General features: G+C 64.7%; 11 protein-coding genes and 1 rRNA gene. 6 read left to right on the top strand and 6 right to left on the bottom strand.

Going from position 1 to position 13,185, the window contains the following annotated elements:
• A 5S ribosomal RNA gene (rrf, locus tag CH283_RS17540) occupies positions 1–97 on the top strand; the annotation flags it as partial.
• 459 nt (positions 98–556) lie between these two features.
• On the opposite strand, the gene CH283_RS17535 is transcribed toward rrf, so the two are convergent.
• Entirely contained in the window at positions 557–2,146 is a 1,590-nt protein-coding gene (locus tag CH283_RS17535; RefSeq protein ID WP_094640449.1) for an adenylate/guanylate cyclase domain-containing protein, read from the bottom strand.
• 42 nt (positions 2,147–2,188) lie between these two features.
• Here CH283_RS17535 and nucS point away from each other — a divergent pair, with 42 nt between their 5' ends.
• Both nucS and CH283_RS28780 read left to right on the top strand, forming a co-directional pair.
• On the top strand, positions 2,189–2,860 hold the full coding sequence (gene nucS, locus CH283_RS17530; protein WP_094640377.1) for an endonuclease NucS: 672 nt from the start codon (positions 2,189–2,191) through the stop codon (positions 2,858–2,860).
• 41 nt (positions 2,861–2,901) lie between these two features.
• The gene (locus CH283_RS28780; RefSeq protein ID WP_082898788.1) at positions 2,902–3,219 is read left to right on the top strand and encodes an ATP/GTP-binding protein; all 318 of its coding nucleotides are present in this window, start codon (positions 2,902–2,904) and stop codon (positions 3,217–3,219) included.
• A 30-nt stretch (positions 3,220–3,249) separates the two neighbouring features.
• On the opposite strand, the gene CH283_RS17520 is transcribed toward CH283_RS28780, so the two are convergent.
• On the bottom strand, positions 3,250–4,200 hold the full coding sequence (locus tag CH283_RS17520) for a hypothetical protein (protein ID WP_094640376.1): 951 nt from the start codon (positions 4,198–4,200) through the stop codon (positions 3,250–3,252).
• Between the two features lie 59 nt (positions 4,201–4,259).
• Positions 4,260–4,742, bottom strand: coding sequence for a methylmalonyl-CoA epimerase (gene mce / locus CH283_RS17515; RefSeq protein WP_373454768.1), 483 nt, complete (start codon positions 4,740–4,742; stop codon positions 4,260–4,262).
• A 105-nt stretch (positions 4,743–4,847) separates the two neighbouring features.
• Between mce and CH283_RS17510 the strand changes: the two genes are divergently transcribed.
• From CH283_RS17510 to CH283_RS17500, 3 genes are all read left to right on the top strand, one after another.
• Positions 4,848–6,038 carry an acetyl-CoA C-acetyltransferase gene (locus CH283_RS17510; RefSeq protein ID WP_068050401.1) on the top strand — a complete coding sequence of 397 codons (1,191 nt, stop codon included), beginning with the start codon at positions 4,848–4,850 and terminating at the stop codon, positions 6,036–6,038.
• A 69-nt stretch (positions 6,039–6,107) separates the two neighbouring features.
• Positions 6,108–6,479, top strand: a complete 372-nt coding sequence (locus CH283_RS17505) for a DUF3817 domain-containing protein (RefSeq protein WP_176460304.1) — start codon at positions 6,108–6,110, stop codon at positions 6,477–6,479.
• 104 nt (positions 6,480–6,583) lie between these two features.
• On the top strand, positions 6,584–7,471 hold the full coding sequence (locus tag CH283_RS17500; protein ID WP_068050416.1) for a tetratricopeptide repeat protein: 888 nt from the start codon (positions 6,584–6,586) through the stop codon (positions 7,469–7,471).
• Positions 7,472–7,480: 9 nt separating this feature from the next.
• On the opposite strand, the gene CH283_RS17495 is transcribed toward CH283_RS17500, so the two are convergent.
• From CH283_RS17495 to CH283_RS17485, 3 genes are read right to left on the bottom strand one after another with little or no spacing between them, the layout of a single operon-like run.
• Positions 7,481–8,929, bottom strand: coding sequence for a metallopeptidase (locus CH283_RS17495; RefSeq protein ID WP_068050403.1), 1,449 nt, complete (start codon positions 8,927–8,929; stop codon positions 7,481–7,483).
• Positions 8,930–11,131 carry a 1,4-alpha-glucan branching protein GlgB gene (gene glgB / locus CH283_RS17490; RefSeq protein WP_094640448.1) on the bottom strand — a complete coding sequence of 734 codons (2,202 nt, stop codon included), beginning with the start codon at positions 11,129–11,131 and terminating at the stop codon, positions 8,930–8,932.
• A gap of 11 nt (positions 11,132–11,142) precedes the next feature.
• Positions 11,143–13,149 carry an alpha-1,4-glucan--maltose-1-phosphate maltosyltransferase gene (locus CH283_RS17485; RefSeq protein ID WP_094640374.1) on the bottom strand — a complete coding sequence of 669 codons (2,007 nt, stop codon included), beginning with the start codon at positions 13,147–13,149 and terminating at the stop codon, positions 11,143–11,145.
• Positions 13,150–13,185 lie beyond the last annotated feature (36 nt).

Here is a 13,185-nt window from a genome sequence, read left to right as displayed (position 1 = left end):
GGAAACGCCCGGTCCCATTCCGAACCCGGAAGCTAAGCCCTCCAGCGCCGATGGTACTGCACTCGACAGGGTGTGGGAGAGTAGGACACCGCCGAACACAACATCCCAGAATGGCCCCCGACCACGGTCGAGGGCCATTCTGCATTTCGAAACCACCCACACATGAGCATGCGCGGACATACGCGTGCACCCGACGACCACGCTCGCGCGTTCGCTATCCGCGCGCACAATCGCGCTCTCACGAGCGCAGACGCGAGCGCGTTCGCTATCCGCGCGCACAATCGCGCCCCGACCAGTCACCATTTCCCGCGCACCAGACGAACGCGCGCGCACTTGCGGCGAGCGGAGTCGGGGCAGTCGGGGTCTGTGTCTGAACTGGGGTGCGGGAAGACGACGCGACAGCGGACTGTGTACTCCGGCGCAGACGCGAGCGCGTTCGCTATCCGCGCGCGCAATCGCGCCCCGACCACTCGCCATTTCCCGCGCACCTGACGAACGCGCGCGCATTCGCGGGCGATGCCGAGGCGGCAGCAACTGCGATGACCTGCAATACAGGTCAGGCGTGCACGGCAACAGGCTCGTCGGCGGTGACTTTCACATCTTTCGGATTCGCGAGGACTGTTTCGACAGAGCGTCCGCGAAGAGTCACCGAGTCACCGAATTCCCAGCGACCGGATTCCTCGTCTGCGGCACCGTCGACTGCCGTTTTGGAGGCCAGGATCGCCCCTGGAGCGTTCTTCGCCAGCTCGGAGAGGCGAGCGGCCTCGTTCACCGGGTCTCCGATCACGGTGTATTCGAATCGGGACTTCGCACCGACATTGCCGGCGACTGCGCGTCCCGCTGCGACACCCACAGCGGCACTGCATTCGGGCACTTCGACCAGCAGCCGTCGGGCAATTGCTCGTGCTGCGGCCAACGCCGAGCCGCAGTGGTCGGCAATTTCGTTGGGAGCTCCGAAGATAGCGAGCGCGGCATCGCCTTCGAACTTGTTGATGAAACCGCCATGCTCGTCGACCTCGTCGACGACCACGGCGAAGAATCGATTGAGCAGATCAACGACTTCGGTGGGTGGTCGAGACGCCGCCAGCTCCGTCGATCCCACGAGGTCGATGAAGAACACTGCGATATCGCGTTCCTGGCCCCCGAGTTCGCTGTCGGATTGCAGTGCTTTCTCGGCGACCTCGTGACCCACGTGCCTGCCGAACAGGTCACGGATCTTCTCTCGATCGCGCACACCGTCGGCCATTCGGTTGAACCCGCTCTGCAGTTCACCGAGCTCGGTGCCGTCGTACACAGCGAGACGGACATCCATGTTGCCCTTCTCCACCTCGGCCATCCCCGCGCGCACATTGTTGATGGGCGATGTCGTGGCGAAACCTCCGAGCACGGTCAGCGCAAGGCCGAACACGATCGTGATGCCACCGAGGGAAAGGATGGACACGGCGAGCTGAGTCGCTGTCGTTTCGGGATTGATGAAGCGGAAGATCGCGATGATCATCAAACCGCTGACCGGCACGCCGGTGCCCAGCAGCCACGAGAGAATCGAGCGGCCCATGACTCCGGCAATACGAATCCGTCGAGGATCGCCGGCTTCGAGTGCCCGAGCTGCAGCGGGACGAAGGGCGAATTCACTGAGCAAATAGCTGAAGGCACAGACGACTGTGCCACCGGCGGCGATGGTGAAGGCCACCTTCGGGATCGACGCCGAGTCGATGATGCCGTCGATCGTGGTGAGCAGCAGCAAGGCTCCGATCCAGAGCAGAATTTGGATTCGCGTCAGTCGCCATGGCATCGCCAGTGTCGCGACCTGTTCTTCGCGGCTGGGTTGCCGGTCCTCGATTGCCCACCGCAAACTTCGCAGAGCGTGCGTGGTGCCCCACACCGCACCGACGACGAATGCCACGAACACGTAGACCGGGACGACGATGTAGTTCACCCACCAGTACTTGTCGGGATCGAGGACGTCCGGGCCGGGCACCACGACGCTGATCAACACACCGACGATGACCGCGCCGATCAGATTCGACAGGATCAGGAAGACGGTCAGCAGGATCTGGATTCGGACCCGCCGTCGGCGAGGTGATTCGGAGGTGTCGCCGAGCAGTCGGGAGCCCAGCGGAGCGGCAGATCGTCTCAATTGCGGCATGGTCGTCACAGACTATCGGGGCTCCTGCTTTAAGGTGGTCGAGTGCGTCTAGTTATTGCTCGTTGCCAAGTCGACTACGTCGGCCGCCTCACCGCACACCTCCCGTCCGCTCGCCGACTGCTCCTCGTCAAGTCCGACGGATCGGTCAGCGTGCACGCGGACGACCGGGCCTACAAGCCCCTCAACTGGATGTCTCCGCCCTGCTGGATGGTCGAGACCACCGAGGACGAGACGACCAAGTGGATCGTCACCAACAAGGCCGGTGAGGAACTTCGCATCACCATCGACGACGTCGAACTCGACTCGAGTCACGAGTTGGGTATCGATCCCGGTTTGGTGAAAGACGGTGTGGAGGCTCACCTTCAAGAGTTGTTGGCCGAGCACGTCAGCACCTTGGGAGACGGATACACGCTCGTGCGACGCGAATACATGACGGCCATCGGACCGGTGGATCTGCTGTGCCGCAACGCCGATGGCGGAACGGTGGCAGTGGAGATCAAGCGACGTGGTGAGATCGACGGTGTCGAACAGCTGACTCGGTATCTGGAGCTGCTCAACCGTGATCCGCTGCTGGCCCCGGTCAGTGGAGTGTTCGCTGCGCAGGTCATCAAGCCTCAGGCGAAGACACTGGCCACCGACCGCGGCATTCGTTGTCTCACACTCGACTACGACGTCCTACGGGGAACCGACAGCACCGAGTTCCGTCTTTTCTGACGGCGGTCGGCACGAATCGGCCCGTTCTCTACACTGGACGGGTGCCTCGTCGTAACCAACCCCGCCGACCGAATCGGAGCGGCCCGAGTGATCTCGCTCCGGCTACCGATTCCGTGCTGGGCGGCAACCGGATCGAGGTCGGTCCGGACGGTGACACGTATACGACGCGGATGGTTCCGGGTGCCAAGGCCGTGAAGACCTATCGATGCCCTGGCTGTGATCACGAGGTGCGGCCGGGCGTCGCACATGTCGTCGCGTGGCCGTCGGACGATTTCGGTGGTGCCGACAATCGCAGACATTGGCACACCGGATGTTGGTCCGGCCGAAACACGCGAGGCCTCACCCGCAGATGGTCGTAGCGGGGGAGGCCAGGCGCGGGACCTGCTGAATCAGGACGCCGAGTCGGCCGATTCCTTCTCGTCCTCGGCCTTCGCGGCTGCCTTCTCTTCTTCCTTCTTCAGGATGGCCGTCGGGTCGGGATTGTCGAGCAGTTCGCTCTCGCGATTGACCGAGGCGAGCATCGCCGGAACCGAATCGAGCTGGCCCCGAATTCCGAGCAGCTGTGCCAGTACGCGACTGCGGAGCACCCGCAGCTCCTCGGCCAGTTCTTTGGAGTGCGCGATGCGACGCTCGGCCTGCTCACTCGCGGACTGAAGCCGTCGGGCAGCCTCGGTGGTCGCTTCCTCGATGCGGCGGGCAGCGTCGGCCTTGCTCGACGCTTCGAGTTCCTCGAGAGCAGTGAGAACCTTGGTGCGGCGCTCGGCCATCGTGATCTCGAAGTCTTCCTGAACCTTGGCGCGCTTTGCCTCGGATTCGGCAGCCAACTTGTCGCGCTCGGCCTGCGCGGCCTCGACTACTCGAGCTGCCTCGGTGCGCGCCTGAGCCATGGTCTGCTGGTGTTCGGCTTCGAGTGCCGTTCGGCGCTCTTCGAGTTCGGCCACCAGTGACTCGTGCCGTCCGCGGAGTCGGGCACTCTCTTGCTGCGCAACGGAAATCATCTCCTCGGACTCCGAGTGCGCCTTCGCGCGGACCTCGGATGCCTCGTCCGAGGCCAGTCGCAGCATTCGTGAGATGCGATCGCTCATCCCCTCCGCCGTGGTGGGCGGAACCGACAGGCGATCGATGTCCTTGCGGAGTTCGTCGATCTCGTCGCGAGCGTCGTCGAGTTGCTTGGCCAGATCACGAGCCTGCGCGGCGGCCGCATCACGATCTGCGGTCGTCAAACGTAGTTCGGCGTCGAACCGCTCGAAGTAGTTGGTGACTTCGTCGCGATCGAACCCCTTCCGAACGATGGAAAAGGGAAGTTGCACCGTGGAAGTGCGCTCATGATCGATGGCCATGGCCGTCAATTTACCGGTGAGTCAAGTAGAGAGCCATACGGCTCGTTCACAGAGTTCGATCAGTGCCCGGCGGGGTTGGGTTCGACCAATTCGATCAGTACGCCACCGGCGTCCTTGGGGTGGACGAAGTTGATCCGAGAATCGGCGGTGCCGCGGCGCGGGGCGTCGTACAGCAACCGAACGCCGCGAGCGCGCAGCTCGGTCGAGATCTCTTCGATGTCGGTGACGCGGTAGGCCAACTGCTGCAGTCCCGGGCCGTTGCGGCCGATGAACTTGGCGATGGTGGACGATTCGTCGATCGGCGCGAGCAACTGCAGTGCAGCGGACTTCTCGGTGGCTCCGGGGAAGGAGAGCATCGCCTCGCGAACGCCCTGCTCCTCGTTGATCTCCTCGTGCACTGCAACCATGCCGAGGTGGTCGGTGTACCAGGTGATGGCCGCGTCGAGATCGGGCACCGCGACGCCCACATGATCGATAGCCGTCACCAGATCGGAGCGCAGCGGGGCTCCCGTGTAAGACTGCGTGCTGGAGGTCATGGCCATGACGTTAGCGCCAGCTGCGTTTCGGTGCTCCGCCCGGCCGGTATCGGTAGGGGGCGTCGGAGCGTTGATCTCGACAAGGCCGTCTTCATACTTTCGGAGGAAATCGTGACCACAACAGTCATCGTCGCCGGCGCTCGCACACCCGTGGGACGTTTTTCGGGCGCACTCAAGGATTTCTCGGGATCGGATCTCGGCGGAATTGCCATCAAGGGTGCCCTCGACAAGGCCGGCGTTGCGCCGGATCAGGTCGACTACGTCATCATGGGCCAGGTTCTCACCGCTGGTGCCGGTCAGATCCCGGCGCGGCAGGCTGCGGTTGCCGCTGGTATTCCGATGACCGTGCCCGCACTGACGATCAACAAGGTCTGCCTGTCCGGAGTCGACGCCATCGCACTGGCCGACCAGCTCATTCGCGCGGGTGAATTCGAGATCGTCGTCGCAGGCGGTCAGGAGTCGATGACCCAGGCGCCGCACATGCTCGAGAAGTCGCGGGCCGGATTCAAGTACGGCGATGTCACCATGCGTGATCACCTCGCCTACGACGGTCTGTACGACATCTTCACCGATCAGGCCATGGGTGCGTTGACCGAGCAGCGGAACCAGAGCTCCGAGGCGATCAGCCGCGAGGAGCAGGACACCTTCGCTGCCGCGTCGCACCAGAAAGCCGCCACGGCGTGGAAGAACGGGGTATTCGACAACGAGGTCGTCCCGGTCTCGATCCCGCAGCGCAAGGGTGAGCCGATCCAGTTCACCGCGGACGAAGGCATTCGCGCCGACACCACGGTCGATTCCCTCGGCAAGCTTCGCCCCGCCTTCGACAAGGCCGGCACCGTCACTGCGGGATCCGCGTCGCAGATTTCCGACGGTGCTGCCGCCGTCGTGGTGATGAGCAAGGAGAAGGCGGAGTCGCTCGGTCTGACCTGGCTCGCCGAGATCGGTGCACACGGGGTGGTGGCCGGTCCCGACTCCACCTTGCAGTCGCAGCCTGCGCGCGCTATCGCCAAGGCGTGCGAGAAGGAAGGCATCGACCCGAAGGACCTCGACGTCGTGGAGATCAACGAGGCGTTCGCAGCGGTCGGAATCGCGTCGACGCGTGAACTCGGCATCGATCCCGAGATCGTCAACGTCAACGGGGGAGCGATCTCGATCGGGCATCCCCTGGGCATGTCGGGAGCTCGCATCGCCTTGCATCTGGCTCTCGAGCTGCAGCGTCGCGGCGGCGGAGTGGGCGCTGCCGCACTGTGCGGCGGCGGTGGACAGGGCGACGCCCTCATCGTTCGAGTGCCGAAGCAGTAGGACTCGTAGTGGCTCTGGAGAAGAACTGAGACCAGAGCCACTACGCTCCGTCGTAGCAGACCGGGCACAATAGCTGGCATGACCAACTTCTTCGACCTGAGCAGCACGGCCAAACGTTTTCGTTTCATCGCCGTGCTCGAAGCGTTCACCTGGCTCGGACTGCTGATCGGAATGGCGTTCAAGTACATCCCCGCCGACGGCAACGAAATCGGCGTGAAGATCTTCGGACCGATCCACGGCGGCGTGTTCGTGGTGTACCTGGCCGTTGCCGTGTTGACGGCGATCAAGCTCAAGTGGGACGTCAAGGCGACCTTGCTCGCTCTCGTCGCGGCGTTCCCCCCCTTCGGCACCGTGATCTTCGAGATCTGGGCCGCGCGCACCGGCCGTCTCGCCGAGCTGAGCACCGGCCGATCCGCCGCCGATGCCAAGGTTCTCTCCTGACTGCCCGCCAGTGGATGACGCATCGCGTTAGTGACAAACTGTAGGGCGTGACTCGACCCGGTTCCCGTCCTCCCGTCCGCCCGTCAGCCGTCGTTCCCGCATCCATTGCCGGTGCCGTCGACCTGTCCGTTCTCAAGGACCGTCCGGCACCTGCACCTGCAGCCGAACCCGCAGGCGACGCGGGAGGACTGGCACCGATCGTGGACGTGACCGCGGCGACGTTCGAGGCCGAGGTGCTGCAGCGGTCCACGCAGGTACCGGTGATCGTCGACCTGGGTTCGGCGCGTTCGCCGCAGTCCCAGGCGTTGACGCGTCAGCTCGGGCAGCTGGCCGTGGAAGCCGCGGGTACGTGGGTGCTCGCGCGGGTCGACGTGGACTCCAATCCGCAGATCGCACAGGCCTTCGGCGTACAGGCCATTCCGACGGTGGTTGCCGTCGCAGCGGGCCAGCCCCTCGCCGATTTCCAGGGCACCCAGTCGGACGAGCAGTTGCGTCAGTGGCTACAAGCCGTCGAGCAGGCGACTGCAGGAAAGCTCACCGGGCCTCCCGGGGCGGCTGCTGCCGAACCGGAACCCGAGATCGAGGATCCGCGGATCGTTGCAGCCGAAGAAGCCATCGACGAGGGCGATTTCGACAAGGCAGAAGCCGCCTACCAGGCGATCATCGACGCCGAACCGAAGAACACCGAGGCGGTTGCCGCACTGCGTCAGGTCAAGTTCCTCGCACGGGTGCAGAACCTGGCACCGGACGCGATTGCCCTCGCCGACGCCGACGCCGGAAACGTACAGGCTCGGATCGATGCAGCGGACGCCGAAATGGCCGGTCAGCAACCGGAGCAGGCCTTCGCTCGTCTGATCGACGGAATCAAGATCAGCGCAGGCGACGACCGCACTGCACTGCGCACTCGACTGCTCGAGCTGTTCGAGCTGTTCGACTCGGCCGATCCGCTGGTGGTCTCCGCGCGGCGCAAGCTCGCGTCCGCTCTGTACTGACAGCAGGACTCAGCTGTAGCGCGCGTCGCACAGTTCCTTGCCGCCGAGAACTCCCGAACGGAACGCGTCGACTCGGGAGAACCCCGACGGCAGCGTCGTACCGTTGACGTCGCTGGCTGCGAGGCCGTCGCTGAGCAGTCCGGACACGGCTTCGTCGAGATCGCCTGGGGAAAGAAAGACTTCGAGGCCGGTGTCACCGTTCTCGGCGCTCATCGCCGAGGTGATGACCCCGGACAGGCATGCCGAACGCAGAGCGGTCTGCGGGTCGTCGAGGGTCTGGCCGGCTTCCTTCTGCACCGCGAGGGTGTAGCGCGAGGCGAACAGCACGTAGGCGCTGTAGTCACCGGAGACGTTGAGCGGCAATATGTCTCCGCGCTGCGGGGTCTCGGGCTGGCCGACTTCGGCCAGGCCCTCGACGTCGACGCCGATGGTGTTGGTCGAGGGGCAGTACGACACCGGCGCAGTGGCTTCGGCGTCGGCGCATCCGACGTCCGATCCGGTGTAGTCGACGGCCGGGGGATCTGCGACGGGCAGTACCTGCTCGAAGGATCGAGTGAAGGCGTCGAGGGAGTCCTCGGTGACCGGTAGTTCACCCGAGTCGTCAGGATCGTCGAATTTCTGCGGCAACGATGCTCGACGCGAGTCGATCTCGGCCTCGTCGATGCTCGTGCAGGCCCCGGCACCGTCGGTGAAGCCGATCTGCACTGCGGTGACGCGCTCGAAGGCAGAGCCGTGTACCGATTCCGGATCGTTGGGATCCACGTCGCGCACGGCGACGGTTGCGGCGAGGACGCCGTTCAGTCCGTCCGAGGTGTTGATGGTGAAGTGCGGCGCATCACCCTCGGCGACGTGGCGGATGAAGGCACCGGCGAAACAGTCGGCCTGTTGCTCGGCAACGATGGTCGGGGTGTCGTCGCCGACGAGCCCCGACTGGTGCTGAATGGCATGGCCGTATTCGTGGGCGATGACCATCACTACCGACATCGGTCCGAACGCGTCGACCAGAGCCGGTAGCAGGATGGTCCTGTCCCAGCCGATCGAGTCGTCACGGGTGCAGTAGGCAGCGTTGGGAATACCGCCGGTTCGGTCTCCGCAGAATCTGATGCCCGATCCCTCGTCCTCGGACGCGTCCCACGAGACGACCTTCGAGACCGGGGTGAACGTGCCCTTGAACAAGCTGGAGTACTGCTCGGCCCAGAACTGCTGGATGTCGTCGATCGCGTTCGTGGCGAGGATGTCCGAGTCGGTGCCCTCGGCGTTCTCCACGGTGATGGTCGAATCGGGGGCATCGGGCCGGGGCCCGCTGGGCCCGCTCGTCACCGGGAGTCCGGCAACGGTGAACGGGTTCTCGTAGATCGATACGGCGTTTCCGCTGACGGTCTGCGCGCACGAGGTCAACAGAATCAGCCCTGCAGTGGCGGCCGCGGCCAGTAGTCGGGGTGTGCGGCCGCCACTCATCTATCGCTCCAGTTTTATCCAGATCGCCCCGTTGGCGGGTAGGGCGACCTGGCCTGATGCCGGTCGACCGTGCCACGAGTGCGATGTTGCCGTCACTTCACCCAGGTTGCCCACACCGGAGCCGCCGTACTCCGTTGCGTCGGTGTTGAGGATCTCTGTCCAACGGCCGGGTTCCGGTAGTCCCACACGATAGCTGCCGTGCTCGGTACCGGAGAAGTTGAAAATACACGCGATGACCGAACCGTCGGATCCGTACCGCAGAAAGCTCAGCACGTTGTTCTCGGTGTCGTTGGCGTCGATCCACGAGTATCCACTCGGCGAGGTGTCGAGTGTCCACAGTGCGGGGTGGGACCTGTACGTCGAGTTCAGATCGGACACAAGGGTTTTGACGCCGTTGTGCAGAGGTTCTTCGTCGATCTGATACCAGTCGAGTCCGCGTTCCTCGGACCACTCACGGGTCTGCCCGAACTCCTGTCCCATGAACAGCAGTTGCTTGCCGGGGTGCGCCCACATGTAGGCGAGCATGCCGCGCAGGCCGGCTGCCTTGGCGTAATCGTCGCCGGGCATCCGAGTCCACAGCGTTCCCTTGCCGTGCACCACCTCGTCGTGGCTGATGGGGAGCAGGTAGTTCTCACTCCACGCATAGACCAGAGAGAAGGTGATCTCGTGGTGGTGGTAGCTGCGATGGATGGGATCTCGGCCGAGGAAGCCCAGAGTGTCGTGCATCCAGCCCATGTTCCACTTCATGTTGAACCCGAGTCCGCCGACGTTCGTCGGCCGGGTGACGCCGGGCCACGCCGTCGATTCCTCGGCCACGGTGACGACACCGCGGTGCTTCTTGTGCACCGTCGCGTTCATCTCCTGCAGGAAGGTCACGGCCTCGAGGTTCTCGCGGCCACCGTAGATGTTCGGCGACCAGCCGCCCTCGGGGCGGGAGTAGTCCAGGTACAGCATCGACGCGACGGCGTCGACGCGCAGTCCGTCGATGTGGAACTCGTCGATCCAGTACAGCGCGTTCGCGACCAGGAAGTTGCGCACCTCGCGCCGGCCGAAGTCGAACACCAAAGTGCCCCAGTCGAGTTGCTCACCGCGCTGCGGGTCGCCGTGCTCGTAGAGCGGGCCGCCGTCGAACCGAGCCAGGGCCCATTCGTCCTTGGGGAAGTGGGCGGGCACCCAGTCGACGATGACGCCGATTCCGGCACCGTGCAGGTGATCGACGAAGTAGCGGAAATCGTCGGGGCTGCCGAAGCGCGAAGTCGGTGCGTAGTACGACGTCACCTGGTAACCCCAGGATCCGCCGAACGGATGCTCGGCGACCGGGAGCAACTCCACGTGCGTGAAGCCGGTCTCGGTGATGTACTCGGCCAACTGCTCGGCCAGTTCGCGGTACCCCAGGCCCGGTCGCCAGGACGCCAGGTGGATCTCGTACACGCTCATCGGTGCCTGCGTCGGCTCGATGCCTGCCCTGGTGTCGAGCCAGGACTCGTCGTTCCAGGTGTACGAGGACGCGGTGACGACCGAGGCCGTCGACGGTGGGATCTCGGTGGCGAAGGCCATCGGATCGGCCTTGTCCTTGACCGAACCGTCGGCACCGTGGACGCGGAACTTGTACAGCGCACCCGGAGCGATGTCGGGTACGAAGAGCTCCCACACGCCGGTCGAGCCGAGCACGCGCATCGGCCAGCTTCGACCGGTCCAGCCGTCGAAATCGCCGACGAGGGTGACACCCTGGGCTGCGGGAGCCCAGACCGCGAACGAGGTACCGGTGACGGGGCCGTCGGGTGTCGCGTACGACTGTTGGTGCGCGCCGAGAATGTCCCACAGCCGCTCGTGCCTGCCCTCGCCGAACAAGTGCAGATCGAGTTCGCCGAGAGTGGGCAGGAACCGGTATCCGTCGGCAGATTCGGAGACGTGTCCACCGGGCCAGGTCACCACGAGGCGGTAGTCGATGAGGTCCTCGAACGGAATCAGAGCCGAGAAGACTCCGTGGGCGACGTGGGTCAGTTCGTGGTCGACGCCACCGACGCGGGCGACGACCTTCTCGGCATCGGGTTTGAGGGCGCGGATCGCGGTTCCACCGGCCACCGGGTGGGCTCCGAGGACGGAATGCGGGTTGTAGTGCCGCCCCGCTGCGATGAGTTCGAGATCGTTGTCGGACGGGGCTGCGACGGTGTCTTCGGGCGTCGTCGGATTCTCGGTCACGTTGAATCCACTCACTTTCGGTTGCCGCGGTAGGCCAGTTCGATACGAGCCGGGTACGGGATGTGGGGGAGCGTGAAGATGTGCGCCACCGACGTCCAGGGCTCGAGCCGGACGAAATTGGTGTGGCCCCAGTCGTAATGGACTCCGCTCACTTCGTCCTTGATCGTGAGGGTGTCCTGCCAGTCGTGGCCGAGGGCAGGCATGTCCAGGTGGATGGTGCCTTCTTCGGCTCCGAAGGGATTGAGGTTGATCACCACCAGGATCGAGTCACCGGTCTGCGGGTCGAACTTGGAGTACCCGATCAGCGCCTCGTTGTCGATGGTGTGGAAGTGGATGTTGCGGAGCTGCTGCAGCGCCGGATGCGCCCGCCGGATTGCGTTCAGCGTGGTGATCCAGGGCTCGAGCGACTCGCCGCGGGCCAGCGCACCCTCGAAGTCGCGTGGACGCAACTGGTACTTCTCCGAGTCCAGGTACTCCTCGCTGCCCTCTCGCACAGCTTGGTGCTCGAACAGCTCGTAGCCGGAGTAGACGCCCCAGGTGGGGGCCATCGTCGCCGCGAGAGCTGCTCGGAGAGCGAACATTCCGGGCCCGCCGTGCTGCAGGCTCTCGTGCAGGATGTCCGGAGTGTTGACGAACAGGTTCGGACGCGCGTCGTCGGCGCGTCGGGCATGTTCCTCGGCGAACTCGGTCAGCTCCCACTTCGCGGTACGCCAGGTGAAGTACGTGTACGACTGCGTGAAGCCGCGCTGCGCCAGTCCGTACATGCGCACCGGGCGGGTGAAGGCCTCGGCGAGGAACAGCACGTCCGGGTCGGTCTTCTTGACCTCGGCGATGAGCCATTCCCAGAAGTCCGGCGGCTTGGTGTGCGGGTTGTCGACTCGGAAGACCTTGACTCCCAGCGAGATCCAGTATCGGACCACGCGCAGCACCTCTTCGTAGATGCCGCGTCGGTCGTTGTCGAAGTTGACCGGGTAGATGTCCTGGTACTTCTTCGGAGGGTTCTCGGCATAGGCGATCGTGCCGTCCGGCAGCACCGTGAACCACTCGGAATGTGTTGCAGCCCAGGGATGGTCGGGAGCAGCCTGAAGGGCGAGATCGAGTGCCACTTCGAGGTTGTGTTCGTGTGCAGCGGCGACGAACGCGCGGAAGTCGTCCTCGGTGCCCAGTTCGGGGTGGATGGCGTCGTGTCCGCCGTCCTTGGAACCGATGGCCCACGGCGACCCGACGTCCTCCGGTCCCGGGGTCAGCGTGTTGTTCGGGCCCTTCCGGTTGATGGTGCCGATCGGGTGGATCGGCGGCAGGTAGACGATGTCGAATCCCATCCGCTCGATGCGGGGCAACTGCTCGATCGACGTCGCGAACGTGCCGTGCCGCGGAGAGCCGTCCTCGTTCCATCCCCCGGTCGACCGCGGGAAGAACTCGTACCAGGCACCGTTGAGTGCGAGATTGCGATCGACCCACACGTTCACCGCGCGCGATCGAGTCACCAGTTCGCGCAGGGGGTGTGCGAACAGCAACTCGGCGACCGACGATGCGAACGCGGAGGAGACCCGGGCAGGCAGCGGGCGGTCGGTGTCGCGCAGCGCGGCGGCGACATCGGCCAGCATCTGCCTGCTCTCGGCAGGAACACCGGTGGCAGCCCGCAGGAACAGCCGTGCGCCGATCTCGAGATCGTTCGCGAGTTCGTGGGCACTCTGGCCCACTCCGAGCTTGGCTTCGACGGCATGGCGCCAGGTGCTGATCGGATCGCTCCACGCTTCGATGCGGCAGATCCAGTAACCCGGCCGAGAGGGGACGAACACCGCGTCGAACGTGTCGGGTTCGCGGCCCGGTGTCATCGGGATGCGTTCGAGTTTGCCTCCCGGTCCGCGCACCGACAGTGTCGCGGCCACCGCGTCGTGACCCTCGCGCCAGACGTCGGCGGAGACTGGAAACGTCTCGCCCACCACCGCTTTCGCGGGGTACTTCCCGGTCGTCGTATCTGGAAGGACATTGTCGATACCAAGTCGACCTGTCACTTCACACTCCATTCTTCGCTAGAGGTATGGCTGCGC

The organism is Rhodococcus sp. 05-2254-2 (assembly GCF_002259095.1).
Lineage (GTDB): Bacteria > Actinomycetota > Actinomycetes > Mycobacteriales > Mycobacteriaceae > Rhodococcoides.
Note: the sequence above shows the minus strand (reverse complement) of the source record. Positions and strands in the feature narration are given on the sequence as shown.

What these genes read in the sequence shown, in the direction of transcription:
- CH283_RS17535 (WP_094640449.1), bottom strand. Translation starts at nt 2,146, where the DNA reads ATGCCGCAATTGAGACGATCTGCCGCTCCGCTGGGCTCCCGACTGCTC.
- CH283_RS17520 (WP_094640376.1), bottom strand. Translation starts at nt 4,200, where the DNA reads ATGGCCATCGATCATGAGCGCACTTCCACGGTGCAACTTCCCTTTTCC.
- mce (WP_373454768.1), bottom strand. Translation starts at nt 4,742, where the DNA reads ATGGCCATGACCTCCAGCACGCAGTCTTACACGGGAGCCCCGCTGCGC.
- CH283_RS17495 (WP_068050403.1), bottom strand. Translation starts at nt 8,929, where the DNA reads ATGAGTGGCGGCCGCACACCCCGACTACTGGCCGCGGCCGCCACTGCA.